This window comes from Serratia sp. CY74737, assembly GCF_052166775.1.
Taxonomy (GTDB): domain Bacteria; phylum Pseudomonadota; class Gammaproteobacteria; order Enterobacterales; family Enterobacteriaceae; genus Serratia; species Serratia ureilytica.
The window spans coordinates 211,457-236,778 of the sequence record NZ_JBJNOF010000007.1 but is presented as its reverse complement, the minus strand read 5'-3'; the positions used below and the strand labels follow the sequence as shown (position 1 = coordinate 236,778).

22 protein-coding genes are annotated in these 25,322 nt (G+C 61.9%); 15 read left to right on the top strand and 7 right to left on the bottom strand.

All coding sequences use genetic code 11. The annotated features are described in order from the left end of the window. The first annotated feature begins 8 nt into the window (after positions 1-8). From ACJ8PE_RS12400 to deoD, 7 genes are all read left to right on the top strand, one after another. The gene (locus tag ACJ8PE_RS12400) at positions 9-1,127 is read left to right on the top strand and encodes a patatin-like phospholipase family protein (RefSeq protein ID WP_033651706.1); all 1,119 of its coding nucleotides are present in this window, start codon (positions 9-11) and stop codon (positions 1,125-1,127) included. Continuing rightward, positions 1,124-1,906, top strand: a complete 783-nt coding sequence (locus ACJ8PE_RS12395; RefSeq protein ID WP_197761353.1) for a TatD family hydrolase — start codon at positions 1,124-1,126, stop codon at positions 1,904-1,906. The genes ACJ8PE_RS12400 and ACJ8PE_RS12395 overlap by 4 nt, the downstream gene beginning before the upstream one ends. A gap of 183 nt (positions 1,907-2,089) precedes the next feature. Then, a complete protein-coding gene (locus ACJ8PE_RS12390; RefSeq protein ID WP_004933076.1) occupies positions 2,090-3,367 on the top strand; it encodes a NupC/NupG family nucleoside CNT transporter in 1,278 nt (425 codons plus the stop codon). 370 nt (positions 3,368-3,737) lie between these two features. After that, positions 3,738-4,517, top strand: coding sequence for a deoxyribose-phosphate aldolase (gene deoC / locus ACJ8PE_RS12385; RefSeq protein ID WP_033641793.1), 780 nt, complete (start codon positions 3,738-3,740; stop codon positions 4,515-4,517). Positions 4,518-4,583: 66 nt separating this feature from the next. Continuing rightward, a complete protein-coding gene (gene deoA / locus ACJ8PE_RS12380; RefSeq protein WP_033641794.1) occupies positions 4,584-5,909 on the top strand; it encodes a thymidine phosphorylase in 1,326 nt (441 codons plus the stop codon). Between the two features lie 193 nt (positions 5,910-6,102). After that, entirely contained in the window at positions 6,103-7,326 is a 1,224-nt protein-coding gene (gene deoB, locus ACJ8PE_RS12375) for a phosphopentomutase (protein WP_042783657.1), read from the top strand. A gap of 166 nt (positions 7,327-7,492) precedes the next feature. Further along, positions 7,493-8,224, top strand: a complete 732-nt coding sequence (gene deoD / locus ACJ8PE_RS12370; RefSeq protein WP_004933059.1) for a purine-nucleoside phosphorylase — start codon at positions 7,493-7,495, stop codon at positions 8,222-8,224. Between the two features lie 172 nt (positions 8,225-8,396). Here the strand turns inward: deoD and ACJ8PE_RS12365 are convergent, their stop codons facing one another. Further along, positions 8,397-9,080 carry a YtjB family periplasmic protein gene (locus ACJ8PE_RS12365; protein ID WP_197793050.1) on the bottom strand — a complete coding sequence of 228 codons (684 nt, stop codon included), beginning with the start codon at positions 9,078-9,080 and terminating at the stop codon, positions 8,397-8,399. 110 nt (positions 9,081-9,190) lie between these two features. Between ACJ8PE_RS12365 and serB the strand changes: the two genes are divergently transcribed. The 4 genes from serB (at position 9,191) to ACJ8PE_RS12345 (ending at position 14,473) form a co-directional block, all read left to right on the top strand. Further along, positions 9,191-10,168 (top strand): phosphoserine phosphatase, encoded by a 978-nt coding sequence (serB, locus tag ACJ8PE_RS12360; RefSeq protein WP_033641797.1) that lies wholly within the window; start codon positions 9,191-9,193, stop codon positions 10,166-10,168. A 19-nt stretch (positions 10,169-10,187) separates the two neighbouring features. Continuing rightward, positions 10,188-11,573, top strand: a complete 1,386-nt coding sequence (gene radA / locus ACJ8PE_RS12355) for a DNA repair protein RadA (RefSeq protein WP_197793048.1) — start codon at positions 10,188-10,190, stop codon at positions 11,571-11,573. Between the two features lie 58 nt (positions 11,574-11,631). Next, the gene (gene nadR, locus ACJ8PE_RS12350; RefSeq protein ID WP_033641798.1) at positions 11,632-12,906 is read left to right on the top strand and encodes a multifunctional transcriptional regulator/nicotinamide-nucleotide adenylyltransferase/ribosylnicotinamide kinase NadR; all 1,275 of its coding nucleotides are present in this window, start codon (positions 11,632-11,634) and stop codon (positions 12,904-12,906) included. Positions 12,907-13,039: 133 nt separating this feature from the next. Beyond that, positions 13,040-14,473, top strand: coding sequence for a glycosyltransferase family 39 protein (locus ACJ8PE_RS12345; RefSeq protein WP_197666599.1), 1,434 nt, complete (start codon positions 13,040-13,042; stop codon positions 14,471-14,473). A 31-nt stretch (positions 14,474-14,504) separates the two neighbouring features. On the opposite strand, the gene ACJ8PE_RS12340 is transcribed toward ACJ8PE_RS12345, so the two are convergent. Further along, positions 14,505-15,506: a zinc-binding alcohol dehydrogenase family protein gene (locus ACJ8PE_RS12340; protein ID WP_072626700.1), complete on the bottom strand. Its 1,002-nt coding sequence runs from the start codon at positions 15,504-15,506 to the stop codon at positions 14,505-14,507. A gap of 97 nt (positions 15,507-15,603) precedes the next feature. Here ACJ8PE_RS12340 and ACJ8PE_RS12335 point away from each other — a divergent pair, with 97 nt between their 5' ends. Both ACJ8PE_RS12335 and ACJ8PE_RS12330 read left to right on the top strand, forming a co-directional pair. Next, positions 15,604-16,515: a LysR family transcriptional regulator gene (locus ACJ8PE_RS12335; protein ID WP_033641801.1), complete on the top strand. Its 912-nt coding sequence runs from the start codon at positions 15,604-15,606 to the stop codon at positions 16,513-16,515. 107 nt (positions 16,516-16,622) lie between these two features. Next, positions 16,623-17,528 (top strand): AraC family transcriptional regulator, encoded by a 906-nt coding sequence (locus ACJ8PE_RS12330; RefSeq protein ID WP_404769015.1) that lies wholly within the window; start codon positions 16,623-16,625, stop codon positions 17,526-17,528. A gap of 30 nt (positions 17,529-17,558) precedes the next feature. Here the strand turns inward: ACJ8PE_RS12330 and ettA are convergent, their stop codons facing one another. From ettA to ACJ8PE_RS12310, 4 genes are all read right to left on the bottom strand, one after another. Next, positions 17,559-19,226 carry an energy-dependent translational throttle protein EttA gene (ettA, locus tag ACJ8PE_RS12325; RefSeq protein ID WP_442518821.1) on the bottom strand — a complete coding sequence of 556 codons (1,668 nt, stop codon included), beginning with the start codon at positions 19,224-19,226 and terminating at the stop codon, positions 17,559-17,561. Between the two features lie 142 nt (positions 19,227-19,368). After that, entirely contained in the window at positions 19,369-19,866 is a 498-nt protein-coding gene (locus ACJ8PE_RS12320; protein WP_033641803.1) for an OmpA family protein, read from the bottom strand. Positions 19,867-19,904: 38 nt separating this feature from the next. Further along, complete coding sequence (locus ACJ8PE_RS12315; protein ID WP_033641804.1) at positions 19,905-21,152, bottom strand: diguanylate cyclase domain-containing protein; 1,248 nt, start codon at positions 21,150-21,152, stop codon at positions 19,905-19,907. Then, positions 21,149-21,760: a YfiR family protein gene (locus ACJ8PE_RS12310; protein ID WP_033651698.1), complete on the bottom strand. Its 612-nt coding sequence runs from the start codon at positions 21,758-21,760 to the stop codon at positions 21,149-21,151. The genes ACJ8PE_RS12315 and ACJ8PE_RS12310 overlap by 4 nt, the downstream gene beginning before the upstream one ends. A gap of 632 nt (positions 21,761-22,392) precedes the next feature. On the opposite strand from ACJ8PE_RS12310, the gene sltY reads away from it, so the two are divergent. Continuing rightward, a complete protein-coding gene (gene sltY, locus ACJ8PE_RS12305; RefSeq protein ID WP_046688214.1) occupies positions 22,393-24,321 on the top strand; it encodes a murein transglycosylase in 1,929 nt (642 codons plus the stop codon). Positions 24,322-24,375: 54 nt separating this feature from the next. Then, positions 24,376-24,705: a trp operon repressor gene (gene trpR / locus ACJ8PE_RS12300; RefSeq protein WP_016929152.1), complete on the top strand. Its 330-nt coding sequence runs from the start codon at positions 24,376-24,378 to the stop codon at positions 24,703-24,705. An 11-nt stretch (positions 24,706-24,716) separates the two neighbouring features. Here trpR and yjjX read toward each other — a convergent pair whose 3' ends face one another. After that, a complete protein-coding gene (yjjX, locus tag ACJ8PE_RS12295; RefSeq protein ID WP_033641807.1) occupies positions 24,717-25,235 on the bottom strand; it encodes an inosine/xanthosine triphosphatase in 519 nt (172 codons plus the stop codon). Between the last annotated feature and the right edge of the window lie 87 nt (positions 25,236-25,322).

The following is a 25,322-nucleotide window of genomic DNA, read 5'->3' as shown; positions in this document are numbered from 1 at the left end:
ATGCCAAGTTGGGATACAGAATACCCATCACGCTCGGCAATATAGAACCGCTGGCGTCTAAACCTTTTCGACCAGGAAAAATGGCGTTGGTCTGCGAAGGCGGCGGCCAGCGCGGCATTTTCACCGCCGGCGTGCTGGACGAGTTTCAGCGCGCGGGCTTTAACCCTTTCGATCTGCTGATCGGCACATCGGCCGGCGCTCAGAATCTGTCTGCCTATATCTGCGGGCAGATGGGCTACGCGCGCCGGGTGATCACCCGTTACACCACTTCGGCACAGTTCTTCAATCCGCTGCGCTTCGTGCGCGGCGGGCATCTGATCGATCTCGATTGGCTGGTTGATACGGCGGCGGCGCAGATGCCGCTGGCGATGGACGTGGCGGAACAGCATTTTACCGACGGGCGCGAATTCCTGCTGTGCGCCTGCCGCAGCGACGATTTCGAACCGACCTATCTGCCGGCGCAGCGCGAACGCTGGCTGCCGGCCATCAAGGCGTCCAGCGCCATTCCCGGCTTCTACCGTCAGGGCGTGGAGTTGGACGGCGTCAGCTATCAGGACGGCGGCATCAGCGATGCGATCCCGGTGGAAGAGGCCTATCGCCGCGGCGCCGACACCATCGTGGTGATCCGCACCGTGCCTTCGCAAATGTACTACACCCCGCAGTGGATGAAGCGCATGGAGCATTGGCTGAGCGACAGCAGCCTGCAGCAGATGGTGCGCATCCTGCAGCATCACGAGCAAAGCTATCACCGCATCCAGCGCTTTATCGAAAAGCCGCCGGGCAAGCTGCGCATCTTCGAGATTTTTCCGCCGAAGCCGCTGGCCAGCAATGCGCTGGGTAGCCGATTGGGGGCGCTCAATCAGGATTATCACCTGGGGCGCCGCTGCGGCCGCTACTTCCTGGCCACCGTCGGCCAGTGGATGGCGCAGCAGGAGCCCGACGGCATGAAGGTACGAAAAGCGTTGTCGCGCCGCCTGATCCAGCCGGAGAACGTCAGAATGCCTTCGCCGATCGTGACCGACATCGCCATGCCCACCGAGCGGGCGGCGCAGCCGGAGGCCGCGGTAGCGGCGCCGAAAATCATCCTGCCGGGCGATCTGCCGCCGGGTGAAGGGGGCGCGCTGTGAGTTACGCCTTTACCGACACCCACTGCCATTTCGATTTCCCGCCCTTTACCGAGCATGAGGCCGAGAGCCTGGCGCGGGCGGCAAGCGCCGGCGTAAAGCGCATCATCGTCCCGACGGTCACCGCCGATCGCTTCGCGCGGGTGTTGCGGCTGGCGCAGGAGCATGCGCCGCTGTTTGCCGCACTGGGGCTGCACCCGCTGTATATCGCGCAGCATCATGAGCCGCAGTTGGAACAGTTGGCGGCGCTGCTGGCCGAACGGCCGCACAAGCTGGTGGCGGTGGGGGAGATCGGGCTCGATCTGTATATGGATAACCCACAGTTCGAGCGGCAGCAAAGCGTGCTGCTGGCCCAACTGAAGCTGGCGAAACAGCATGACCTGCCGGTGATCCTGCATTCGCGCCGCACCCACGACCAGCTGGCCGCCGCGCTGCGGCGCATGCAGTTGCCGCGCCGCGGCGTGGTGCACGGCTTTGCCGGCAGCCTGTCGCAGGCGCAGGCGTTTATCCGCCTCGGCTATTACATTGGCGTGGGCGGCACCATCACCTATGAGCGGGCGCAGAAAACGCGCGCCGTGATGGCACAGCTGCCGCTTGAGGCGCTGCTGCTGGAGACCGATGCGCCGGACATGCCGCTGGCCGGCTATCAGGGGCAGCCGAACCGCCCCGAGCGCGCCGCCGAGGTGTTTCACGCGCTGTGCGAACTGCGGCCGGAACCGGCCGACGAGATCGCCGCCCACCTGCAACGCAATACCCAAGCGCTGTTCGCCATGCCGAATTGAGGTCTGCATAACGTGACTTGCGTCACGTTATAAGATTTTCATTTGCGTCTCGTTGTATACATTTGTGACATAAATCGGTGCGAGGGTGACCTCGCTCAGTATAATCCCCCCGAAACACTCCAATAGCAGACCTCTCTTCATGAGCAGGGATGTATTTTATTTTTTGCAACAGGGAAACTTTGCATGCAACTCATCATGAGTCTGGTCGGGATGGCGGTGCTGATCGCCATTGCGGTGCTGCTCTCCAGCAACCGTCGGGCCATCAAACTGCGCACCGTGGTGTGGGCGTTCATCATTCAGGTCGGTATCGGCGCGCTGGTGCTGTACGTGCCGCTGGGCCGCAGCATCCTCGGCAGTATGTCTAACGGCGTGGCAAACGTTATCGCTTACGGAAATCAGGGCATTTCGTTCATCTTCGGCGGGCTGGTGTCCGACAAGATGTTCGAAGTGTTCGGCGGCGGCGGCTTCGTGTTCGCGCTGCGCGTCCTGCCGGTGATCGTGTTCTTCTCCTCGCTGATTGCGGTGCTGTACTACCTCGGCATCATGCAGTTGGTGATCCGCGTGCTGGGCGGCGGCCTGCACAAGCTGCTGGGCACCTCGCGCACCGAATCGCTGTCGGCGACCGCCAACATTTTCGTCGGCCAGACCGAAGCGCCGCTGGTGGTGCGTCCGTATATCGCCACCATGAGCCAGTCAGAACTGTTCGCCGTGATGTGCGGCGGCCTGGCTTCGGTGGCCGGTTCGGTGCTGGCGGGATACGCGCAGATGGGCGTGCCGCTGGAATACCTGATCGCCGCGTCCTTCATGGCCGCGCCGGGCGGGCTGCTGTTCGCCAAGCTGATGGTGCCGGAAACCGAGCAGACCCACGATAAAGACGATGCGATGAAGCTGATCGCCGAAGAGGATCGTCCTGCCAACGTGATCGACGCGGCGGCTTCCGGCGCGGCTTCCGGCATGCAGCTGGCGCTGAACGTCGGCGCGATGCTGCTGGCGTTTATCGCGCTGATCGCCTTGCTCAACGGCATTCTCGGCGGCATCGGCGGCTGGTTCGACTACCCGCAGCTGTCGCTCGAGCTGATCCTCGGCTGGGTGTTCTCGCCGATCGCCTTCCTGATTGGCGTGCCGTGGAGTGAAGCGATGACCGCCGGTTCGTTTATCGGCCAGAAGATCATCGTCAATGAGTTTGTCGCCTATATGAACTTCGGCGCCTATCTGCGCCCGGACGATGTGGTGGCGGCGGAAGGCCTGCAGGTGCTGTCAACGCACACCAAGGCGATCATCTCCTTTGCGCTGTGCGGTTTTGCCAACCTCTCCTCGGTGGCGATCCTGCTGGGCGGTTTGGGCAGCATGGCGCCCAATCGTCGCCATGACATCGCGCGTTTCGGTCTGAAGGCCGTGGCGGCGGGCACGCTGTCCAACCTGATGAGCGCCACCATCGCCGGCTTCTTCCTGGCGCTGTAAGCCCTCGCTGAGCCCGCGACGGCGCGACCGATCGCGGGACTCCGCCTATACTCTAAGCAACGCGGGTGTTCGCCGCATCCGCGATCTTCAGCCGCTTCTTTAGCGAATTTGTGAACGATATCGCGTTATTTTGTGATGTTCTTCACATATAATTCCGGTCTGTTACAGTGCTATTTCATATAGTGTGACGATGAACGCGAATCGCCCCCGGCATTCGTGTTCAAATAGCTATTACTGGCCGGCCGCAAGGCGGGTGGCCATGTGCGGTGAGAAGGATCTCAGTTGCCGCCGCGGGAACGCCGTTCCCCTGCGCTATCTTCATGGAACCAAGTCCGCTCGCCAACACCCAGGTACTCAGTTGGAGAGTTTTATGACCGAATTAACCGCAGCAGCGCAACGTGCGCTGAACTTGATGGATTTAACCACGCTGAACGATGATGACACCGACGAGAAAGTGATCGCCCTCTGTCGTCAGGCCAACAGCCCGGCCGGCCACACGGCGGCCATCTGCATCTACCCGCGTTTTATCCCGGTGGCGCGTAAGGCGCTGCGCGAGCAAGGCACGCCGGACATCCGTATCGCCACCGTGACCAACTTCCCGCATGGCAACGACGATATCGACATCGCGCTGGCGGAAACCCGCGCGGCCATCGCCTATGGGGCGGATGAAGTGGACGTGGTGTTCCCTTACCGCGCGCTGATCGCCGGCAACGAACAGGTCGGTTTCGAGCTGGTGAAACAGTGCAAACAGGCTTGCCAGGCGGCTAACGTGCTGCTGAAAGTGATCATCGAAACCGGTGAGCTGAAGCAGGCCGATCTGATCCGCAAGGCGTCCGAGATCGCCATCAAGGCCGGCGCCGACTTTATCAAGACCTCCACCGGCAAGGTGCCGGTCAACGCCACCCTGGAGAGCGCCGAGCTGATGATGTCGGTGATCCGCGATATGGGCGTGGCGAAGACGGTGGGCTTCAAGCCGGCCGGCGGCGTGCGCACCGCGGAAGACGCGCTGCATTATCTGCAACTTGCCGATCGTATTCTGGGCGAAGGGTGGGCCGACGCGCGGCATTTCCGCTTTGGCGCTTCCAGCCTGCTGGCCAGCTTGCTGGCCGCGCTGGGCCACCAAACCCAGACCGCCGGCGGCGGCTACTGATCGATATCGTTGGCGGGTGCCAGGCGCGCCCGTCTGCACCGACTCTCGGCGACACAGGGGGATGCCTTGTTCCTGGCTCAAGAAATTATTCGTAAAAAACGCGACGGCCAGCCGTTAAGCGAAGCGGAAATCCGCTTTTTCATCAACGGCATTCGCGACAATGTGGTGTCGGAAGGGCAGATCGCCGCGCTGGCGATGACCATTTATTTCCATGACATGAGCATGCCGGAGCGCGTGGCGCTCACCATGGCGATGCGCGATTCCGGCACCGTGCTGGACTGGAAGAGTTTGGCGCTGAACGGCCCGATCGTCGACAAGCACTCGACCGGCGGCGTGGGCGACGTGACTTCGCTGATGCTCGGCCCGATGGTGGCGGCCTGCGGCGGCTATGTGCCGATGATCTCCGGCCGCGGCCTGGGGCATACCGGCGGCACGCTGGACAAACTGGAAGCCATTCCGGGCTTCAATATTTTCCCGGACGATAACGCCTTCCGCAAAATCATTCAGGACGTCGGCGTGGCGATCATCGGCCAGACCAGCTCGCTGGCGCCGGCGGACAAGCGTTTTTACGCCACCCGCGATATCACCGCCACCGTGGATTCTATCCCGCTGATCACCGCCTCCATTCTGGCCAAGAAGCTGGCGGAAGGGTTGGATGCGCTGGTGATGGACGTGAAGGTCGGCTCCGGCGCCTTTATGCCGACCTATGCCCTGTCGCAAGATTTGGCGCAGGCGATCGTCGGCGTGGCCAACGGCGCGGGCTGCAAGACCACCGCGCTGCTGACCGACATGAATCAGGTGCTGGCTTCCAGCGCCGGCAACGCGGTGGAAGTGCGCGAAGCGGTGCGCTTCCTGACCGGCGAATACCGCAACCCGCGCCTGCTGGAAGTGACGCTGGCGCTGAGCGTAGAGATGCTGTTGTCCGGCGGCCTGGCACAAGATGAGGCCGACGCGCGCGCCAAGCTGCAGGCGGTGCTGGATAACGGCAAGGCGGCGGAGGTGTTTGGCCGCATGGTGGCGGCGCAGCAGGGTCCGATAGACTTCGTCGAACGCTACGATAGCTATCTGCCGGCGGCAACGCTGAGCAAGCCGGTGTATGCTGAAAAGCCGGGCATCATCAGCGCCATGGATACCCGTGCGCTGGGCATGGCGGTGGTGTCGTTGGGCGGCGGCCGCCGTCGGGCGAGCGACGCCATCGATTACAGCGTCGGCCTGACCGAGATGGCGCGCCTGGGCGATACGGCGGATTCCCAGCAGCCGCTGGCGATGATCCACGCCAACGATGAAGAGAGCTGGCAGCAGGCGGCCGATGCGGTGCGCAGCGCAATGACGCTGAGCGATAAGGCGCCGGAGGCGACGCCGGTGGTGTATAAGCGCATCACTCAAGCGTGATGACCCTCGTCTTTCAAGCCGTAGCGTTGTTGGCTGCACGCGTGCACCCCAGTCACTTACTTGAGTAAGCTCCTGGGGATACACGCGCTAGCCGCCTAGCTACAACTTGAAATCCATTGGGTATAAATTTAGAGAATAAGGGCGATTGCAGTTTTGCGGTCGCAATAGCGTGAGAACACGCAGGAGAGCACAGATGAAACGCACATTTATTATGGTATTGGACTCCTTCGGCATCGGCGCCAGCGAAGACGCCGAACGTTTTGGCGATCAGGGTTCCGACACCCTGGGCCACATCGCCGAGGTTTGCGCGCGCGGTGAGGCCAACGTGGGCCGTCAGGGCCCGCTGACGCTGCCTAACCTGAGCCGTCTGGGCCTCGGCAAAGCGGCGGAAGAGTCGACCGGCAACTTCCCGCAGGGGCTGGATCGCAACGCCGACATCATCGGCGCCTACGGCTACGCCAGCGAGCTCTCTTCCGGTAAAGACACGCCGTCGGGCCACTGGGAAATCGCCGGCGTGCCGGTGCTGTTCGACTGGGGCTACTTCAAGGACGAGCACAACAGCTTCCCGCAGGCGCTGCTGGATAAGCTGGTGGAGCGCGCCAATCTGCCGGGCTACCTGGGCAACTGCCACTCATCCGGCACCGTGATCCTCGATCAGTTGGGTGAAGAGCACATGAAAACCGGCAAGCCGATTTTCTACACCTCCGCCGACTCGGTATTCCAGATCGCCTGTCACGAAGAGACCTTCGGCCTGGAGCGCCTGTATGAGCTGTGCGAAATCGCGCGTGAAGAGCTGACCGAAGGCGGTTACAACATCGGCCGCGTGATCGCGCGTCCGTTCGTCGGCGACAAGCCGGGCCACTTCCAGCGCACCGGCAATCGCCACGATCTGGCGGTAGAGCCGCCGGCGCCGACCGTGCTGAAAAAGCTGGTGGACGAGAAGGGCGGCGAAGTGGTGTCGATCGGTAAAATCGCCGACATCTATGCCAACGTCGGCATCACCAAGAAGGTGAAGGCGACCGGCATCGACGCGCTGTTCGACGCGACCCTGATCGAAATGGAAAAGGCCGGCGACAACACCATCGTGTTCACCAACTTCGTGGACTTCGACTCCTCCTACGGTCACCGTCGCGACGTGGCGGGCTACGCCGCCGCGCTGGAGCTGTTCGACCGCCGCCTGCCGGAACTGCTGAAGCTGGTGAAAGACGAAGACATCATCATCTTCACCGCCGACCATGGCTGCGATCCGACCTGGAGCGGCACCGACCACACCCGCGAGCACATTCCGGTGCTGGTTTACGGCCCGAAAGTGAAACCGGGTTCACTGGGCCACCGCGAGACCTTCGCCGACATCGGCCAGACCGTCGCCAGTTACTTTGGCCTGTCGCCGATGGATTACGGTAAGACCCTGTTCTAAGCCCTGTCTTTCAAGCCGCAGCGTTGTTAGCTTCACGCGTGAACCCCAGTCGCTTACTCAAGTAAGCTCCTGGGGATTCCCCCGCCAGCTGCCTGGCTGCAACTCGAAATTCAAGGCTTGGACGTTTGACGTTTTTATTAAATAAGATTTCTAAAGGAAGAAAATTATGGCTACGCCGCACATTAATGCTGAGATGGGTGATTTCGCTGACGTAGTACTGATGCCGGGCGACCCGCTGCGCGCAAAATACATCGCCGAAACCTTCCTGGAAGGCGCGGTGGAAGTGAACAACGTGCGCGGCATGTTGGGCTTCACCGGCACCTACAAAGGCCGCCGCATCTCCGTAATGGGCCACGGCATGGGCATTCCGTCCTGCTCCATCTACGCGCGCGAGCTGATCGCCGAATTCGGCGTGAAGAAGATCATTCGCGTGGGGTCCTGCGGCGCGGTGCGTGACGATATCAAACTGCGCGACGTGGTGATCGGCATGGGCGCGTGCACCGACTCCAAGGTGAACCGTCTGCGCTTCAAGGACAACGACTACGCGGCGATCGCCGACTTCGACATGGTGCGCAACGCGGTCGACGCGGCGGCGGCGCAGGGCATCCCGGCGCGCGTGGGCAACATCTTCTCCGCCGATCTGTTCTACACCCCGGATCCGGACATGTTCCAGGTGATGAAGAAGTACGGCATCCTGGGTGTGGAAATGGAAGCGGCCGGCATTTACGGCGTGGCGGCGGAGCTGTACGAAGAGTTCGGCTGTAAGGCGCTGACCATCTGCACCGTGTCCGACCACATCCTGCGTCACGAAGCGACCACGGCGGCGGAACGCCAGACCACCTTTAACGAAATGATCGTTATCGCGCTAGAATCCGTGCTGCTGGGCGACAAAGCGTAATACCGCGGCGGGCGTCGTCATGGCGACGCCCGCCCGTCAATCTATTCACTCCGCACGGCCGTTTTTGGCTAACGATTTACCTTTCAATTGGATGTGGAGCCCGTTGTTACGGACAATCTATTCAGCGAAAGGACAAGAAAACGGCACGAACGCATTCAACGCCTGGCCTGAATTACCCCTGCTTAGGCGCTTCCTGTTTTTTCTCCGGCGTATCGTCTTCATCGTCTTCCACCGTATTGCCTTCTTCCAGTGGTGTGTTGGCGGTCAACAGGTAGGGCGACTGCTGCCAGCGGCTGCGGCGGTGTTGCAGCAGGGTACGCGCCAGAATGATGCCGATCGCCAGCGCCAGCAGGATCATCAGGCGCAGCAGGTTGGTGGTGTTGTCCACCTGTTTGGATTCGGTCGCCAGCACGTGGGTGTCGAGGGTGATGCGGATAAAGCCGATCGGGCCGTCTTTGCCCTGAATGGATTCGACCAACTGGTGGTTGAAGTAGCTGCCGGCGCGTTTGCCGTCGAGCGACAGGCGATCGCGTATACTTATCTGTTCCCCGGCGTGGGAGACCAGCGTGCCGTCCAGCTGATACACGCTGACGTCGAGAATGCGGCTGTGATCGGTGAGCTGCTTGAGGATGGCGTCGATGCGCGGATTGTTGCCGTCGTCGTCCAGCAGCGGCGCCAGGCTGTAGGCGACCTGTTTGGTCAGCGTCTGCGCCAGCTCTTCAACCTGCTCGGATCGCGCCATTTGGTGACTCAGGCTAAAATAAGAGGCGCCCTGCATCAGCAGCACCAGCAAAGCCAGGCAAATCAGGATAATAGCGGTGCGGTGCAGGCGAAATTTCAGTTTAGCGCGAGCCATGCAGGTTCCTTGGGCATCGGGGACACTTTATGTTGCCAGAACCGCTGGCGATAGGATAGCTTGATGCGTCGTTTTATCATGCAGCGTTTTTGTCCATTCAGGAGTCAATGATGTCAAACAGTCTGACCTATTGCGATCTTCCGGCGGAGATCTCTCAATGGCCGGGTCTTCCCCTTTCGCTCAGCGGCGACGAAGTGATGCCGCTGGACTACCGGGCGGGCAATACCGGGTGGCTGTTATACGGCAGGGAGCTGGACAAGGCGCGCATTACCCAATTCCAACGCAAACTGGGCGCGGCGATGGTGATCGTCACCGCCTGGGGCGTGGACGACTATCAGGTGGTGCGGCTGGCGGGCACCTTGACGCCGCGCGCCAAGCTGCTGGCGGCGGAGAGCGGGCTGGATGTGGCGCCGCTCGGCAAAATCCCGCACCTGCGCACGCCGGGGCTGCTGGTGATGGACATGGATTCAACGGCGATCGAGATCGAGTGCATCGATGAGATCGCCAAGCTGGCGGGCGTCGGCGAGCAGGTGGCGGAAGTGACCGAACGCGCGATGCGCGGCGAGCTGGACTTCACCGCCAGCCTGCGCCAGCGCGTCGGCACGCTGAAAGGGGCCGACGCCAACATCCTTAAGCAGGTGCGCGACGAGCTGCCGCTGATGCCGGGGCTGACCAGCCTGGTGGGCAAGCTGCAGGCGATGGGCTGGCATGTGGCGATCGCCTCCGGCGGCTTCACCTATTACGCCGAATACCTGCGCAACCGGCTGCGGCTGGTGGCGGCGGCGGCCAACGAGTTGGAGATCCGCGACGGCAAGCTGACCGGCGAAGTGCTGGGGCCGGTGGTGGACGCGCAGTTCAAAGCCGATACGCTGCTGCGGCTGGCGGAGAAGCTGGAGATCCCGTTGGCGCAAACCGTGGCCATCGGCGACGGCGCCAACGACTTGAAAATGATGCAGGCGGCGGGGCTGGGCATCGCCTACCACGCCAAACCGAAAGTGTATGAAAAAGCGCAGGTGGCGATCCGGCATGCGGATTTGATGGGCGTGCTGTGTATTCTCACCGGCAGCCTGAAACACGAAGTGCGATAACGAAAGATTGAGGTAAGACGTGGCAAAAGCGGCAAAACGGGCATTTGTGTGCAATGAGTGCGGGGCGGACTATCCGCGTTGGCAGGGGCAGTGCAGCGCCTGCCATGCCTGGAACACCATCACGGAAGTGCGTTTGGCCGCGTCGCCCACTGCGGCGCGCAACGATCGCCTCAGCGGCTATGCCGGCGACGCCGGTGTCAGCAAAGTGCAGAAGCTGTCGGAAATCAGCCTTGAGGCGCTGCCGCGCTTCACCACCGGCTTTCTCGAGTTCGATCGCGTGCTGGGCGGCGGTGTGGTGCCCGGCAGCGCGATTCTGATCGGCGGCAACCCCGGCGCCGGCAAGAGCACCCTGTTGCTGCAGGTGCTGTGCAAACTGTCCGAACAGATGAAAACCCTGTACGTCACCGGCGAGGAATCGCTGCAGCAGGTGGCGATGCGCGCCCACCGTCTGGGGCTGCCGACCGGCGGCCTGAACATGCTGTCGGAAACCAGCATCGAGCAGATCTGCCTGATCGCCGAGCAGGAACAGCCGAAGCTGATGGTGATCGACTCGATTCAGGTGATGCACATGGCGGACATTCAGTCTTCGCCGGGCAGCGTGGCGCAGGTGCGGGAAACCGCCGCCTACCTGACGCGCTTCGCCAAGACGCGCGGCGTGGCGATCGTGATGGTCGGCCACGTCACCAAAGACGGCTCGCTGGCCGGGCCGAAAGTGCTGGAACACTGCATCGACTGTTCGGTGCTGCTGGATGGCGACGCCGATTCCCGCTTTCGCACCCTGCGCAGCCACAAGAACCGCTTCGGCGCGGTCAACGAGCTGGGGGTATTCGCCATGACCGAACAGGGGCTGCGCGAAGTGAGCAACCCTTCGGCTATCTTCCTCAGCCGCGGCGACGAAGTGACCTCCGGCAGTTCGGTGATGGTGGTGTGGGAAGGCACCCGGCCGCTGCTGGTGGAGATCCAGGCGCTGGTGGATCATTCGATGATGTCCAACCCGCGCCGCGTGGCGGTGGGGCTGGAGCAGAACCGGTTGGCGATCCTGCTGGCGGTGCTGCACCGGCACGGCGGGCTGCAGATGTCGGATCAGGACGTGTTCGTCAACGTGGTCGGCGGGGTGAAGGTCAGCGAGACCAGCGCCGATCTGGCGCTGCTGATGTCGCTGGTCTCAAGCCTGCGCGATCGGCCGCTGCCGAACGATTTGGTGGTGTTCGGCGAAGTGGGGTTGGCGGGGGAGATCCGTCCGGTGCCGAGCGGCCAGGAGCGCATCTCCGAAGCGGCCAAGCACGGTTTCAAACGCGCCATCGTGCCGCACGGCAATATGCCGAAAAAGCCGCCGGCCAATATGCAGGTGTTCGGGGTCAAGAAGCTGGCGGACGCGCTGGACGTGCTGGAAGGGTTTTATTAATGTCGCCGACGGCGAGAAAGATATGCTATTTTGTTTAGCATACTAAACGGAGGTGGCCATGCCGCAATTTGATTACCTGAAGACGTCCATCAAGCAAAAGGGCTGCACGTTGCAGCAGGTGGCGGATGCCAGCGGCATGACCAAAGGCTATCTCAGCCAGCTGTTGAACGACAAGATCAAAAGCCCGAGCGCGCAAAAGCTCGAGGCGCTGCACCGTTTTCTCGGGCTGGAGTTCCCGCGCAAAGAGGTCAAAGTCGGCGTGGTGTTTGGTAAATTTTACCCGCTGCACACCGGCCACATCTATCTGATCCAGCGCGCCTGCAGCCAGGTGGATGAGCTGCACGTTATCTTGTGCCACGACGAGCCGCGCGACCGTGAGCTGTTCGAGAACAGTTCGATGTCGCAACAGCCGACGGTCAGCGATCGCCTGCGCTGGCTGCTGCAGACCTTCAAGTACCAGAAAAACATCCATATCCACTCGTTCGACGAGCAGGGCATCGAACCGTACCCGCACGGCTGGAACGTGTGGAGCGACGGCATGAAGGCCTTTATGGAACAGAAAGGCATCGTGCCGAGCTTCATCTATTCCAGCGAAGCGCAGGATGCGCCGCGCTACCGCGAGCATCTGGGCATCGAAACCATTTTGGTCGACCCCGAACGCTCGTTCATGAACATCAGCGGCAATCAGATCCGTCAGGATCCGTTCCGTTATTGGGATTACATCCCGACCGAGGTGAAACCGTTCTTCGTGCGCACCGTGGCGATCCTCGGCGGCGAGTCGAGCGGCAAATCGACGCTGGTCAACAAACTGGCCAACATCTTCAACACCACCAGCGCCTGGGAATATGGTCGCGATTACGTGTTCTCGCACCTGGGCGGCGACGAGATGGCGCTGCAGTACTCCGACTACGACAAAATTGCCCTCGGGCAGGCGCAATACGTAGATTTCGCGGTCAAGTACGCCAACAAGGTGGCGTTTATCGATACCGATTTCGTCACCACCCAGGCGTTTTGCAAAAAGTACGAAGGGCGTGAGCATCCCTTCGTGCAGGCGCTGATCGACGAATACCGCTTCGATCTGGTGATCCTGCTGGAAAACAACACGCCGTGGGTGGCGGACGGCCTGCGCAGTCTCGGCAGCACCGCCGATCGCCTGGCGTTCCAGCGCCTGCTGGAGGAGATGCTGCGCGCCAACAACATCGAGTACGTGCACGTTGAGTCCAGCGATTACGAAGAGCGCTTCCTGCGCTGTGTCGAGCTGGTGCAACAGCTGCTGGCGGCGGACGCCGGCCGGCTGGCGAATGCGCCCGCCCAGCGCCACGCCGCAGGCTGAGAAAAATTAGCGTAATGTGCGATCGCGCGGCAGAAACGGCCGCTCGGACGCACATTTAAAGGCTTGTTTAAACATGGTTCATTCGGTAGCGACTAAGTTAAGATTTTCTTTACAATAACGCTCAGAAGAAGACATGTCTTATCGCTTACTCGCTCTCTGGTTGATCTGCTATGCCGCAGCCTGGACGCTGCTGACCGTTCATCTCGATCCTACCCTGCCTTACGACGCCGTCGAGGCGCTCAATTGGGGCCTCAACGGCGAGTGGGGCTCACCGAAAAATCCTTGGTTGGTCGGTGCGGCGATGCAGCCGGCGATCTGGCTGTCGTGGCTGCCGCTGAACGTTTACTGGTACGGCGGGCACTTCATCGCCATCGCCATCGGCATGTTGGGCGTCTGGCTGCTGGCGCGACGTCTGAGCGGCAGCACTTCGCTAGCCTGGATGGCGCTGCTGACGCTCAACCTGTCCGGCATCATCAATTTCGACATCATTCCCTACAACGACAACTACCTGTTGGTGATGCTGTGGCCGTGGATGGCGCTGTTCTTCCACATGGCGATTTCCCGTTCGGCCAACTGGTGGCCGGCCTTCGCGTTGGCCGCCGGTCTGGCGATGATGGCGAAGTATTCGACCTTCGCCTTCGTCTATTTCGCGGCGCTGTCGACGCTGTTCGTGCCGCAGATCCGTCGCTGCTATCGCCAACCGCAGTTCTATCTGGCGGTGGCGATCTGGCTGGCGCTGGTGTTGCCGAACGTATTCTGGCTGTGGAACCACGACTTCGCCGCCTTTAAGTGGGTGGATTCGCAGATCAAGATGCAGCTCAATCTCGACATGCTGCAGTCGCTGCTACTGGTGTTCTATCCGTCGCTGGTGCTGTGGTGGATCCTGCGCCGCAGCGGGGCGGTGCTGGCCTGGCCGAAAGCCTTGCCGATGCGGGTGCTGCTGTGGATCTACCTGCTGCCGCTCGGCATCATCACCTTCTGGTTCTCCTTCAACGTCGGCGGCCGCTTGACCGAGTGGCTGCAGCCGTTCTTCATGCTGGCACCCGCGCTGCTGGTCGGCTGCGTGCGTCAGCCGCCGGTGCGTTCGCTGCGGGCGGCGACTATTGGGCTGATGTGCGCGGCGCTGGCGGTCTATCTGGGGTATGCCGCGGTGATGCTGGGCAACGTGCGCAATGCCGGTCAGAAGATGGTGGGCATCAAGGCGTTCAGCGCCGGGGTGGAACAGCTGTGGCAGGAGCGGTATGGCGTCAGTCTGCGTTACGTCGGCGGCGAATACCTGTCGCAGTGGATGACGGTGTATGCCGGTTCCCGGCCGCAGACCATTACGCGCTGGTCAAATCATACGCGGCCGAACATCTACAACGTCAACATCAGCTATCCGCAGATTGCGCAGCATGGCGTCGCCTTGTTCGGTCGGTTGGGTGAAGACTGCGCGCACAGCGACTTCGGCGGCGAACTGGCCCACTGGCCGAAGATGCGCCTCGACTGGCAGCAGACGCTGACGTTCCGCGCCGATCCGCAGAGCGACAAGCAGGTGCTGTGCGTCGGCTTCGTTCGCCCGCAGTAACGGCGGCGCAGAACGCCGCCGCGATGCGAACTCAGTAAGCGATAACCAGCTTGCCTTGCATATGGCCGCCGAGCAGCTGTTGGTGCGCGGCGGTCAGCGTGTCTACCGACAGCCCGTGCAGGGTTTCGCTCAGCGTGGTGCTCAGCTTGCCGTCGTCCAGCAGTTGCGCCACCTGCTGCAGGATCCGGCCTTGCTGCGCGATGTCCGGGGTGGTGAACATGCTGCGGGTGAACATGAATTCCCAGTGCAGCGCGGCGCTTTTCAGCTTCAGCGCGTTTTGATCCAACGGCTGCGCGTTCTCGACGATGGTGCAGATATGGCCGAGCGGCGCGATCAGTTCGGCCATCGCCGGCCAGTGGCCGTCGGTATCGTTCAGACAGAGGATGTAATCCACCTGCTCGATGCCGTGTTGCGCCAGGTTGCCCTTCAAATCGCGGTAGTCCACCACCAGGTCGGCGCCCCGCTCGCGGCACCAGGCGGCGGATTCCGGCCTGGACGCGGTGGCGATCACTTTCACCTTGCTGCGCAGCGCGGCCAGCGGAATGGCCAGCGAGCCGACCCCGCCGGCGCCGCCGATGATCAGCAGCGTCTTGTGCTCGGGCGCATCCTGAATGTTCAGGTGCTCGAACAGCGCTTCCCAGGCGGTGAGGGCGGTGAGCGGCATGGCGGCGGACTCCGCCCAGTTCAGGCTGCGCGGTTTGTGCGCGGCGATGCGCGAGTCGATCAGTTGGTGGCTGCTGTTGCTGCCGGGCCGGGTGATGTCGCCGGCGTACCACACTTCATCGCCGGGCTTGAAGCCGCTGACGCCGCTGCCCACGTCCAGCACGATGCCGCTGGCGTCCCAGCCGAGGACACGCGGCTGCTGCAGGCCGCTTTTCTGCAGACCGGCGTGTACTTTGGTATCCACCGGGTTGACCGAGGCCGCTTTCACTTCCACCAGCAGATCGTACTGGCCGGGCACCGGCATCTCCGGTGAGATTTCGATGAAACCGGCGGGGTTCTGCGGGTCTACGGCAATGGCTTTTATCGACATGATTGTGCTCCTTTCAAATGATGTCCCCAGTGTAGACCCGCAGCAGTGGGGTGATAAGATGGACAATATCTAACTGAGTGTTCGTCAGAGGTGAACAATGGAGTTCAAACAGCTGCAGGACATGGCGCTGTTCGCGCTGGTGGCGGAGTGCGGCAGTTTCACCGCCGCCGCGCAGCGTGTCGGGTTGCCGAAGTCCAGCGTCAGTCAGCGCATCAGCCAGCTCGAACAGACGCTGGGGCTGCGTTTGCTCAACCGCACCACGCGCCAGTTGAACCTGACCTTCGCCGGCGAGCGCTATCTGGAACATTGCCAGGCGATGATGTCCGCCGCCGAGCGGGCCGATCTGGCGCTGCAGCGGCTGCGCGACAACCCGAGCGGCCGCCTGCGCATCTCGACGCCGGCCGGGTTGGGGGCAACCCTGGTGGCGCGGCTGGCGGCGGATTTTCAGCGCCAGTACCCGGACGTATCGCTGGAGGTGTCGGTATCCGACGCCATGGTGGATCTGGTGCAGGAAGGCTTCGACGCCGCGCTGCGCACCGGCAAGCCGCAGGATTCTTCGCTGATCGGCCGCCGCCTCGGGTATGCGCCGCGCTATCTGCTGGCTGCGCCGTCCTATCTGGCGCAGCACTCGCCGATCGAGCACCCGCAGCAGCTGCAGCAACATCGCTGTATTGCCCACCGCGCCTGGACGGCCTGGAACCTGCGCTGCGGCGACGATTATTACCGCTGGCAGCTGCCGCTGGCGCACACCACCGACAATCTGCTGTATGCGCGCGAATGCGCTATCGCCGGCGCGGGGATCACGCTGCTGCCGGCGTTTCTCAGCCGCGAGGTGGTGGCGCAGAAGCTGTTGGTGGAGGTGTTGCCGGCCTGGCGCGCAGAAGGGAATGAACTGTATCTGGTCTACCCGAGCCGCAAGCTGAATTCCCCGGCGCTGGCCTGTTTCATCGATGTGGTATTGCAGCACCCGGCGTTTGACGACTACGCGCGCGAGCTGACGCGGGAGTAGGCCTGGCAGATGACGCCGACGCCTAATTTCTGTCGCCATCGTCCTAAAACCTTTGGCTGGAGCATGGCGCGGGCTATGCTCATGAAAGGGGCTTAGGGGGAGAGGGTATGGATCCGTTATCGGAAGTGCTTGCGCCATTGAACAGCCAGAATGCGTTTTTCGGCGGCCTGAAGGCCGGCGGCGACTGGGCCGTTCATTTTCCTGCGCCGCAGAGCGGGAAATTCAACGCGGTGGTGCGCGGCGGCTGTTGGCTGGCGGCGGAAGGGTTGGCCGAACCGCTGCGGCTGGCGGCCGGCGACTGCTTGCTGCTGACCCGCAGCCTGCCGGTCACTGTCGGCAGCGATCTGTCGCTGCCGGCGCTCGATGCTGACGTACTTTATCTGCAGGCGAAAAATGGTGTGGCGAGCTGCGGCGAGGCGGAGGATTGCCTGTTTATCGGCGGGAGTTTTACCTTCGGTGAGGAAGTGGAGCGGTTGTTGGGGAGTTTACCGGCGTTGATGGTGATCCGAGGCGGCACCGAAGAGGCCGCCGTGTTGCAATGGGCGTTGCAGCGGCTGGCGGACGAGCTGTTAAAGTCTTCGCCGGGTAGCGCGCTGATGACGCATCACCTGGGGCAAATCATGTTGACCCAGGCGCTGCGGATTTACCTGACGGGGGAGGAGGGCGCGGCCTCCGGCTGGCTGCCCGCCTTGTTCGATCCGCGCATCGGCACCGCGATGCAGGCAGTACACGCCGATCCAGCCCGTCGCTGGACGGTGGCGTCATTGGCCGATGCGGCGAGCGTTTCCCGTTCGACGTTGGCGCTGCGCTTCAAGCAGAAGGCGGGAATGGCGCCGCTTGAGTATGTGTCGCGTTGGCGCATGTTGCTGGCTGCGCGGGCGCTGCGTACCGGTGTTGAACCGGTATCCATCATCGCGCAACGTTTGGGGTACGATTCCGACAGCGCGTTCAGCCATGCTTTCAAGCGCGTGATGGCGTGCTCACCGCGCGATTATCGCCGGACGCGGGCATAAAAAAAGGCGCCGCATGCGGCGCCTTGGGGATTACTTGGCGATCTTTTTGTACTTGATGCGGTGCGGTTCGAGCGCATCGGCGCCCAGCGTACGCTTCTTGTACTCTTCGTACTCGGTGAAGTTGCCTTCGAAGAATTCCACCTTGCCCTCGTCCTGGTAGTCCAGGATGTGGGTGGCGATACGGTCGAGGAACCAACGGTCGTGCGAGATCACCATGGCGCAGCCTGGGAATTCCAGCAGGGCGTTTTCCAGCGCGCGCAGGGTTTCGATATCCAGGTCGTTGGTCGGTTCATCGAGCAGCAGCACGTTGCCGCCAACCTGCAGCAGCTTGGCCAGGTGCAGACGGCCACGCTCACCGCCGGACAGCTCGCCCACGCGTTTACCCTGATCGATGCCCTTGAAGTTGAAGCGGCCGACATAGGCGCGGCTCGGCATCTCGGTGTTGCCGATGCGCATGATGTCCTGCCCGCCGGAGACCTCTTCCCACACGGTTTTCGAACCGTCCATGCTGTCGCGGAACTGATCGACGGACGCCAGCTTGACGGTATCGCCCAGCACGATGCTGCCGGAATCAGGCTGCTCCTGACCGGACATCATGCGGAACAGCGTGGATTTACCCGCGCCGTTCGGGCCGATGATGCCGACGATCGCCCCTTTCGGCACCGAGAACGACAGGTCGTCGATCAGCAGGCGGTCGCCGTAAGACTTGCGCAGGTTGCTGACTTCGACCACTTTATCGCCCAGGCGCGCGCCAGGTGGAATGAACAGTTCGTTGGTTTCGTTACGTTTTTGGTATTCGGTGTTGTTCAGCTCTTCAAAGCGGGCCAGACGGGCCTTGCCTTTGGACTGGCGGCCTTTGGCGCCCTGGCGCACCCACTCCAGCTCTTTCTCGATCGACTTGCGACGAGCGGCTTCGGCGGACGCTTCCTGCGCCAGACGCGCGTCTTTCTGCTCCAGCCAGGACGAGTAGTTGCCTTCCCACGGAATGCCTTCGCCGCGGTCCAGTTCGAGGATCCAGCCGGCCACGTTATCCAGGAAGTAACGGTCGTGGGTGATCGCCACGACGGTGCCTTCGAAGTCGTGCAGGAAGCGTTCCAGCCAGGCCACGGACTCGGCGTCCAGGTGGTTGGTCGGTTCGTCCAGCAGCAGCATGTCCGGCTTTTCGAGCAGCAGGCGGCACAGCGCGACGCGGCGGCGTTCACCCCCGGACAGATGGGCGATTTTGGCGTCCCAGTCCGGCAGGCGCAGCGCATCGGCGGCGCGTTCCAGCTGCGCGTTGAGGTTGTGACCGTCGTGCGCCTGAATGATCTCTTCCAGGCGGCCCTGTTCAGCGGCCAGCTTGTCGAAGTCTGCGCCTTCTTCCGCGTACAGCGCGTACACTTCGTCCAGGCGTTTCAGCGCGCCGACCACTTCCGCCAGCGCTTCTTCCACCGACTCACGCACGGTGTGTTCGAGGTTAAGCTGCGGCTCCTGCGGCAGATAACCGATCTTGATGCCCGGCTGCGGGCGCGCTTCCCCTTCGATATCGGTATCGATGCCGGCCATGATGCGCAGCAGGGTGGACTTACCGGCGCCGTTCAGGCCTAGTACGCCGATTTTTGCCCCAGGGAAGAAGCTCAGGGAGATGTTTTTCAAAATATGACGCTTCGGCGGTACCACTTTGCCGACGCGGTGCATGGTATAGACGTATTGAGCCACGTTGCTCTAAGCCTCTCTATATCAGTATTTATAGGATGTCTGGCGGCATGAGTGTAGCCCGTTTCGATCTTGGATCCCAGACATCGCTCAGCGATCGCTAAGTATAACCGTTTATGCGCCGATAAAGGCGCATATTGGTGGCTTATGGCGTGACGACGATCGCGACGCGGCGGTTTTCCGCGCGGCCGCTGGAGGTGCGGTTGTCGGCGACGGGATCGCGCTTGCCCATGCCGCGGGTTTCGATGTTGGCGCGCGGAATACCGACGCTGGCCAGCAGATCGGCGACCGCATCGGCGCGGCGCAGGGAGAGCTGATCGTTATAGCTGTCTTCGCCGTAGTTGTCGGTATGGCCGTCCAGACGGAACTTGGTGATGCCGACGCTCAGCAGCGCGCGGCCCATCTTCTGCACCGTCTCGGTGCTTTCCGGGTTCAGCTTGCCGATGTTGTTGCCGAACAGCACTTTATCCGACAGGCCGAATTCCCAACCGTTGTCGGTCAGTTTGAAGCCCTGCGATTGCAGCAGCGCAACCTGCTCGGGCGTCAGGCCTTGCGGCTTGCTCTGGCAACCGGCGAGCGCCAGCAGGGCGACGAACGCCATCGTCAGCAGTGAAAAACGACCTTTAAACAGTTGCTGTATCATAGTCAAAATCCCTAGTTCAAGTGTTATAGCCGGGGCTCTTATTTATGTATAGCCAGCCGCCAGCCTCCGTTATAACGATGCTTTGCCTGATACATCGCATCGTCAGCTTCGTGCAAAAGACCCTGAGGCGTCGACGCGTGATCAGGGTACAGCGCAATGCCGATACTCAGAGAGGTAATGATCGTCTCGTCGTTCGGTAAAATAACCGGTTGCGTCATGCAATCGATGATGTTGTCGGCGATCTGCAAGACATCTTCCGTGCTGTGCACCGGCGCCAGCAGCACGGCGAATTCATCTCCTCCCAGGCGTGCGACCAGATCGGTTTCGCGCAGCTGCGCGCGAATGCGTCCGGCAATGGTGGTCAGCACCGCATCGCCCGCGGCGTGACCGTAACTGTCGTTCACTTCCTTGAAGCGATCGCCGTCGATAAACAGCACCGCCAATTTCGCCGGCGGCGCGATATCGCCCAGGGCGCGGCTCAGCCGGCCTTCGAAGAAGGCGCGGTTCGGCAAGCCGGTCAGGCTGTCGTGCGTCGCCCGGTGGGCCAGCGAGTCGTTTTCCTGCTTCAGATGGGCCTGCCAGGCCTCCAGTTCATCGAGCAAGCCATTGAAATCATTGCTGAGCTCATGCAGCTCGGCGATCGGCGCCGAGGGCACCCGCAGGCCGAAGGTGCGATCTCGCCGCACCGCATGCGCCACGTTGGCGATGTCGTCCAACGAACTGACGATGCCGACCAGCATGCGGCGCGACAACACCAGGGCGCACAGGGTACTGAGCACCATGCAGGCGATCATGCCGACCAGCCCGCGCAACAGGAAACGCAACAGGCTGCCGCCGTTGCCGCTCAGCCAGACCTGGCCGACCTGTTTGCCCTCGTGGGAGATAGGCAGGATGACCGGCTCGGGCAGTGCCCAGTGGGCGATAACCTGCTCCATGCCGTGCAGTGGGCCATCTTTGGGACGATGCCAACTGACCAGCACGTCACCGGCGTTGTTCAGAATTTTGGCCTCCGACACCTCTTCTTTGGCGGCGATCAGCACCATCGCCTCGCGAATGTAGGGGCGATCGCCAAACACCACTGCCGCTTCAACCGTATAGCTGATGGAGCGCGCGATCAGGTGCAGGTTGTGGTTGGCATAGGCGCGCAGCGCGAACAGCGCCACCAGCGTCAGAAAGATGCCGGCGGTGCCGACGGCGATCAATGCCAGCCCAAGATGCACCCGCTGCAGCACCCGGCCCAACGTCGGGCGCGCATTGCCGGAACGGTTTCTACGCAACAGCCTCATAGCGGCGGCGCCTGTTTGCGCGCCAGCTGCAGCACGTTGGGGTGAACGCGCACGCCGCTGCGCGCCAGGGCGTCCAGGTTGACCTTGAAGCCGGCCTGGTCGCCGTTGATCTGCAGGCAAAATGCGCTGCCGGCGGAGCATTCGCTATCGTTCTCGCTGATGCTGAGAATGGAGTTGCCGGAAATGCGCTGCATGAAATTTTGTCTCTGCGCGGCGTTGATGTTCCCTAAATAGATGACATCGCAGCCGGTACTCAGCGTCGGGCTGTCGAACGGCACGCGTTCGGTTTTAATCGGACGCGGCGCGCTGAGCAGGATCGGATCGAACAGCCCCTCGGCATACTGGGTGGGTGCGGTCACGCACAACCGGATCGGATTGGGTTCACGTGACCAGCGGGCGTAGCTGATGATGCCTACCACCACGGTCGTCACGGCGTGCGTGCGCTGTTGATAGGGATCATCGGCGGCGCGCGCAGGCCCGGGCAACGTCAGCAGCGCCAACAAAACGATCAGCAACAGGCGGCCGATATTCAGGCGTGCGGCAAGGAAGCCCGGCACGGGGCTTTTTGCGCAACGCATCGTTATCGCGGTATTACTCGCCATCTTCACCCGCCATTCCGGCCTGATCCACCGCCCGCAGGCCGTGGCCCGACAAGTAAAAATCCGGCCCGCTTGAAGGGACAATCGTTTTGCTGAAAGCTGTCAGTCGCACTGCCTAATGAACACTATCTACCCATAATTGGCGCGGATTGTATTATAAGATGTCTTCGTTGGGCGCTTTATGTGCTGTTTTCTCGGAATTATCCTACTTATTTTTGATAGTATAAAAATGCCCTCTCGGGTTTGCCACCGCTTTTCTGCAAAGTTGGCGCGTTTGGCCAGCTGTCAGGCGATTTGCGCAACGCCGGCGCTATCTCTTAAATGCAATAGTGTGATAACTAATAATTAGAAAGTATTTTACTTTTCCAATAAACGCCGTTGCGGCTAATAAAAATCCGGCCGGCGATAATATCCCGCCGCCCTGATTTGTCAGCCAAAGTAAACGTTTTTTACCTGGCTCCGATCATGGCGATACACTTCTTCTTCTACAGTATTGAATGGATGAGCGATTGCGCTGTCTATGGTAGATATCTGCGTCCGGGCCGTGCGCCCGGTTTTATTTTGTTCTGCGGCGCCGTGGCGCGGCGGTCACCGGGGAGCTGGGCGGCTCCCGCGGCACAATCAGTGAGGAAAGAGCGAGGATGGTCAAGGTGGACAAGCGACGGCTGTTGGCGATGGGGCTGTGCCTGACGGCGTTTTCCGGCGCGGCGCTGGCGGATTCTCTGGATGCGCAACGTCAGCGCTACCAGCAGATCAAGCAGGCGTGGGACGGCAATCAGATGGACGTGGTGGCGCAGCTGATGCCGACGCTGCGCGATTACCCGCTTTATCCTTATCTGGAATACCGCGAGCTGACTCAGGATCTGAGTCAGGCGGGGTTCTCCGAAGTGAACGACTTTATCAAACGCAACCCGACGCTACCGCCGGCGAAATCGCTGGCGCCGCGCTTCGTCAATGAACTGGCGCGGCGCGAAGATTGGCGTACCCTGTTGGCCTTCAGCCCGCAGCCGCCCAAACCGGTGGCGGCGCGCTGCAACTATTACTACGCCAAATGGGCCACCGGCGATCAGCAGGCGGCCTGGAGCGGCGCCGACGAGCTGTGGCTGAACGGCAAAACGCTGCCGGGCGCCTGCGATCGGCTGTTCAGCGTCTGGCGCGGCGCAGGCAAGCAAACGCCGCTCGATATTCTGGCGCGCATGAAGCTGGCGCTGAAAGAGGGCAACAGCTCGCTGGTCAGCAACCTCTACAGCCAGTTGCCGGCCGACTATCAAACCATGGGCAACGCTCTGGTGCGCTTGCAAAACGATCCGACCACCGTGGAAGCCTTCGCCCGCAGCGTAGGGCCGACCGACTTTACCCGTGCCGCCACCGGCATCGCCTTTGAGCGCCTGGCGCGGCAGGATGTGGAAAACGCGCGGGCGATGATCCCGACGCTCGCGCGGCTGCAGAAAATGAGCGACGAGGAGCGGCTGGGGCTGGAAGAGGCGGTGGCCTGGCGCCTGATGGGCAGCGACGCTACCTATGAACAGGCGCAGTGGCGCGATCAGGTGATTCTGCGCAGCCGTTCGCCTTCGCTGCTGGAGCGTCGGGTGCGTATGGCGCTGGGCAACGGCGATCGGCAGGGCGTCGCGACCTGGCTGGCTCGCTTGCCGGAAGAGTCGCGCAACAAGGATGAGTGGCGCTACTGGCGCGCCAGTCAGCTGATGGACGAAGGCAAACGCGCCGAAGGCGAGGAGATGTTGCGCAACCTGATGACCGAACGCGGCTTCTATCCGATGGTGGCGGCGCAGAAGCTGAACGCAACCTATCCGGTGATGGTGGCGGTGGCGGCCAAGCCGCGCGCGTCGCTGACCGACGGGCCGGAAGTGGCCCGAGTGCGCGAGCTGATGTACTGGAATATGGACAACCTGGCCCGCAGCGAGTGGGGTTCCTATGTCGCCAGCCGCAGCCGGCCTGAGCAAGAGGCGCTGGCGCGTTACGCCTTTGAGCAAAAATGGGCCGATCTGAGCGTACAGGCGACCATCGTCGGCAAGCTGTGGGATCATCTGGAAGAGCGTTTCCCGGTCGCCTGGCCGCAGGAGTTCCGCCGCGCCACCGATGACAAAGGGATCACCAGCAGCTATGCGATGGCGATCGCGCGTCAGGAGAGCGCCTGGAATCCGAAGGCGCAGTCGCCGGTCGGCGCCTCCGGCCTGATGCAGGTCATGCCGCGCACCGCGCAGCATACGGTGCAGATGTACAATATTCCCGGCTACGTCGGGCCGAGCCAATTGTTCGATCCGCAGACCAACATCACCATCGGCACCAGCTATCTGGAGTCGGTCTATCAGCAGTTCGGCCGCAACCGCATTCTGTCGAGCGCCGCTTATAACGCCGGCCCGTCGCGAGTGAACACCTGGCTGGGCAACAGCGCGGGGCGGATCGATCCGGTAGCGTTCATCGAAAGCATTCCGTTCTCGGAAACCCGCGGCTACGTCAAGAACGTGCTGGCTTACGATGCGTTTTACCGCTATCTGACGCACCGGCCGGCCAAGGTGCTGACCGACGCCGAGTGGCAGAGACGTTATTGATTTTGACGGCCCTATGGTATGCTGCTGTACTAGTTAAATAGTATGGTGGCTGCCATGACGCAATTATCGTTAAACGACCCCGCTCTTTCAGAACAAGGCAATGAGGATTGGCTGCGCTTCGTCGCGCTGCTGCAGAATTCGTTTGCGCAAGAACTGCATCAACCGCTGTTGCAATTGATGCTGACGCCGGACGAGCGCACCGCGCTGGGCACCCGGGTGCGGATCATTCAGGAACTGATGCGCGGCGAGATGAGCCAGCGCGAGCTGAAAAATGAACTGGGCGCGGGGATCGCCACCATCACCCGCGGTTCTAACAGCCTGAAAGCGGCTTCACCCGCGCTGAAACAGTGGCTTGAGCAGCAGTTGCTGCACGACGCGCCCTAGCAGACTCTGCGTTATTGCTGATAGATGGCGTTGTGGAACGGCACCAGCGCCAGCAGCAGCGCCTGATGATAAACGCTGGTGCGGCTCAGCCGGCCGTCGGTGAAGACGCCGATGGCGCCGCCCTGGCGCTTCACCTCGGCGTTGCCGGTGATCGTCGCCATTTCGCTGCCCAATTCGCGGCCTTCGCGAATACCTTGTAAGATGACTTCCGGCAGCATCAGGCTCGCCGAGCGGGATTCGCCGCGGATGGACGGGTTCTCGATGGTCATCCAGGCGAAGGTCATATTCTCTTCAATCCCGGCTTCCACGCCGACCCAAAAATCGGCCTCGGGCCTGACCTGGCGCGCTTCCATCACGCGTTGACGCGCACCTGTGCGCGTTTCGTGATTGCCTATCGGCTGCAGCGAAACGCCGCTGGCGACGTCGACGGGTTCAATGCGGTATTGGCCTGCGCCGAAGACGTCATCGAAGGCCAATTGAATAGCCTTGATCTTTGCCGGGTTGGTAGTTGCAGCGACAACATGGTACATAACGGGTTTGATATCCTTCTGGCCGATACGCCGGGCAGCGGCAAAAGCGCCGCCGGGCCGGGGATAAACGCAAATTTCACGCAGTAT

Excerpts from the sequence above, each read along its gene's own strand:
- ACJ8PE_RS12345 (WP_197666599.1), top strand. The coding sequence starts at position 13,040 with ATGTCTTATCGCTTACTCGCTCTCTGGTTGATCTGCTATGCCGCAGCC.
- ACJ8PE_RS12320 (WP_033641803.1), bottom strand. The coding sequence starts at position 19,866 with ATGATACAGCAACTGTTTAAAGGTCGTTTTTCACTGCTGACGATGGCG.
- ACJ8PE_RS12365 (WP_197793050.1), bottom strand. The coding sequence starts at position 9,080 with ATGGCTCGCGCTAAACTGAAATTTCGCCTGCACCGCACCGCTATTATC.
- ACJ8PE_RS12340 (WP_072626700.1), bottom strand. The coding sequence starts at position 15,506 with ATGTCGATAAAAGCCATTGCCGTAGACCCGCAGAACCCCGCCGGTTTC.
- ACJ8PE_RS12390 (WP_004933076.1), top strand. The coding sequence starts at position 2,090 with ATGCAACTCATCATGAGTCTGGTCGGGATGGCGGTGCTGATCGCCATT.
- sltY (WP_046688214.1), top strand. The coding sequence starts at position 22,393 with ATGGTCAAGGTGGACAAGCGACGGCTGTTGGCGATGGGGCTGTGCCTG.
- deoD (WP_004933059.1), top strand. The coding sequence starts at position 7,493 with ATGGCTACGCCGCACATTAATGCTGAGATGGGTGATTTCGCTGACGTA.
- yjjX (WP_033641807.1), bottom strand. The coding sequence starts at position 25,235 with ATGTACCATGTTGTCGCTGCAACTACCAACCCGGCAAAGATCAAGGCT.
- deoB (WP_042783657.1), top strand. The coding sequence starts at position 6,103 with ATGAAACGCACATTTATTATGGTATTGGACTCCTTCGGCATCGGCGCC.
- serB (WP_033641797.1), top strand. The coding sequence starts at position 9,191 with ATGTCAAACAGTCTGACCTATTGCGATCTTCCGGCGGAGATCTCTCAA.
- trpR (WP_016929152.1), top strand. The coding sequence starts at position 24,376 with ATGACGCAATTATCGTTAAACGACCCCGCTCTTTCAGAACAAGGCAAT.
- ACJ8PE_RS12335 (WP_033641801.1), top strand. The coding sequence starts at position 15,604 with ATGGAGTTCAAACAGCTGCAGGACATGGCGCTGTTCGCGCTGGTGGCG.
- ACJ8PE_RS12330 (WP_404769015.1), top strand. The coding sequence starts at position 16,623 with ATGGATCCGTTATCGGAAGTGCTTGCGCCATTGAACAGCCAGAATGCG.
- ACJ8PE_RS12315 (WP_033641804.1), bottom strand. The coding sequence starts at position 21,152 with ATGAGGCTGTTGCGTAGAAACCGTTCCGGCAATGCGCGCCCGACGTTG.
- deoC (WP_033641793.1), top strand. The coding sequence starts at position 3,738 with ATGACCGAATTAACCGCAGCAGCGCAACGTGCGCTGAACTTGATGGAT.
- nadR (WP_033641798.1), top strand. The coding sequence starts at position 11,632 with ATGCCGCAATTTGATTACCTGAAGACGTCCATCAAGCAAAAGGGCTGC.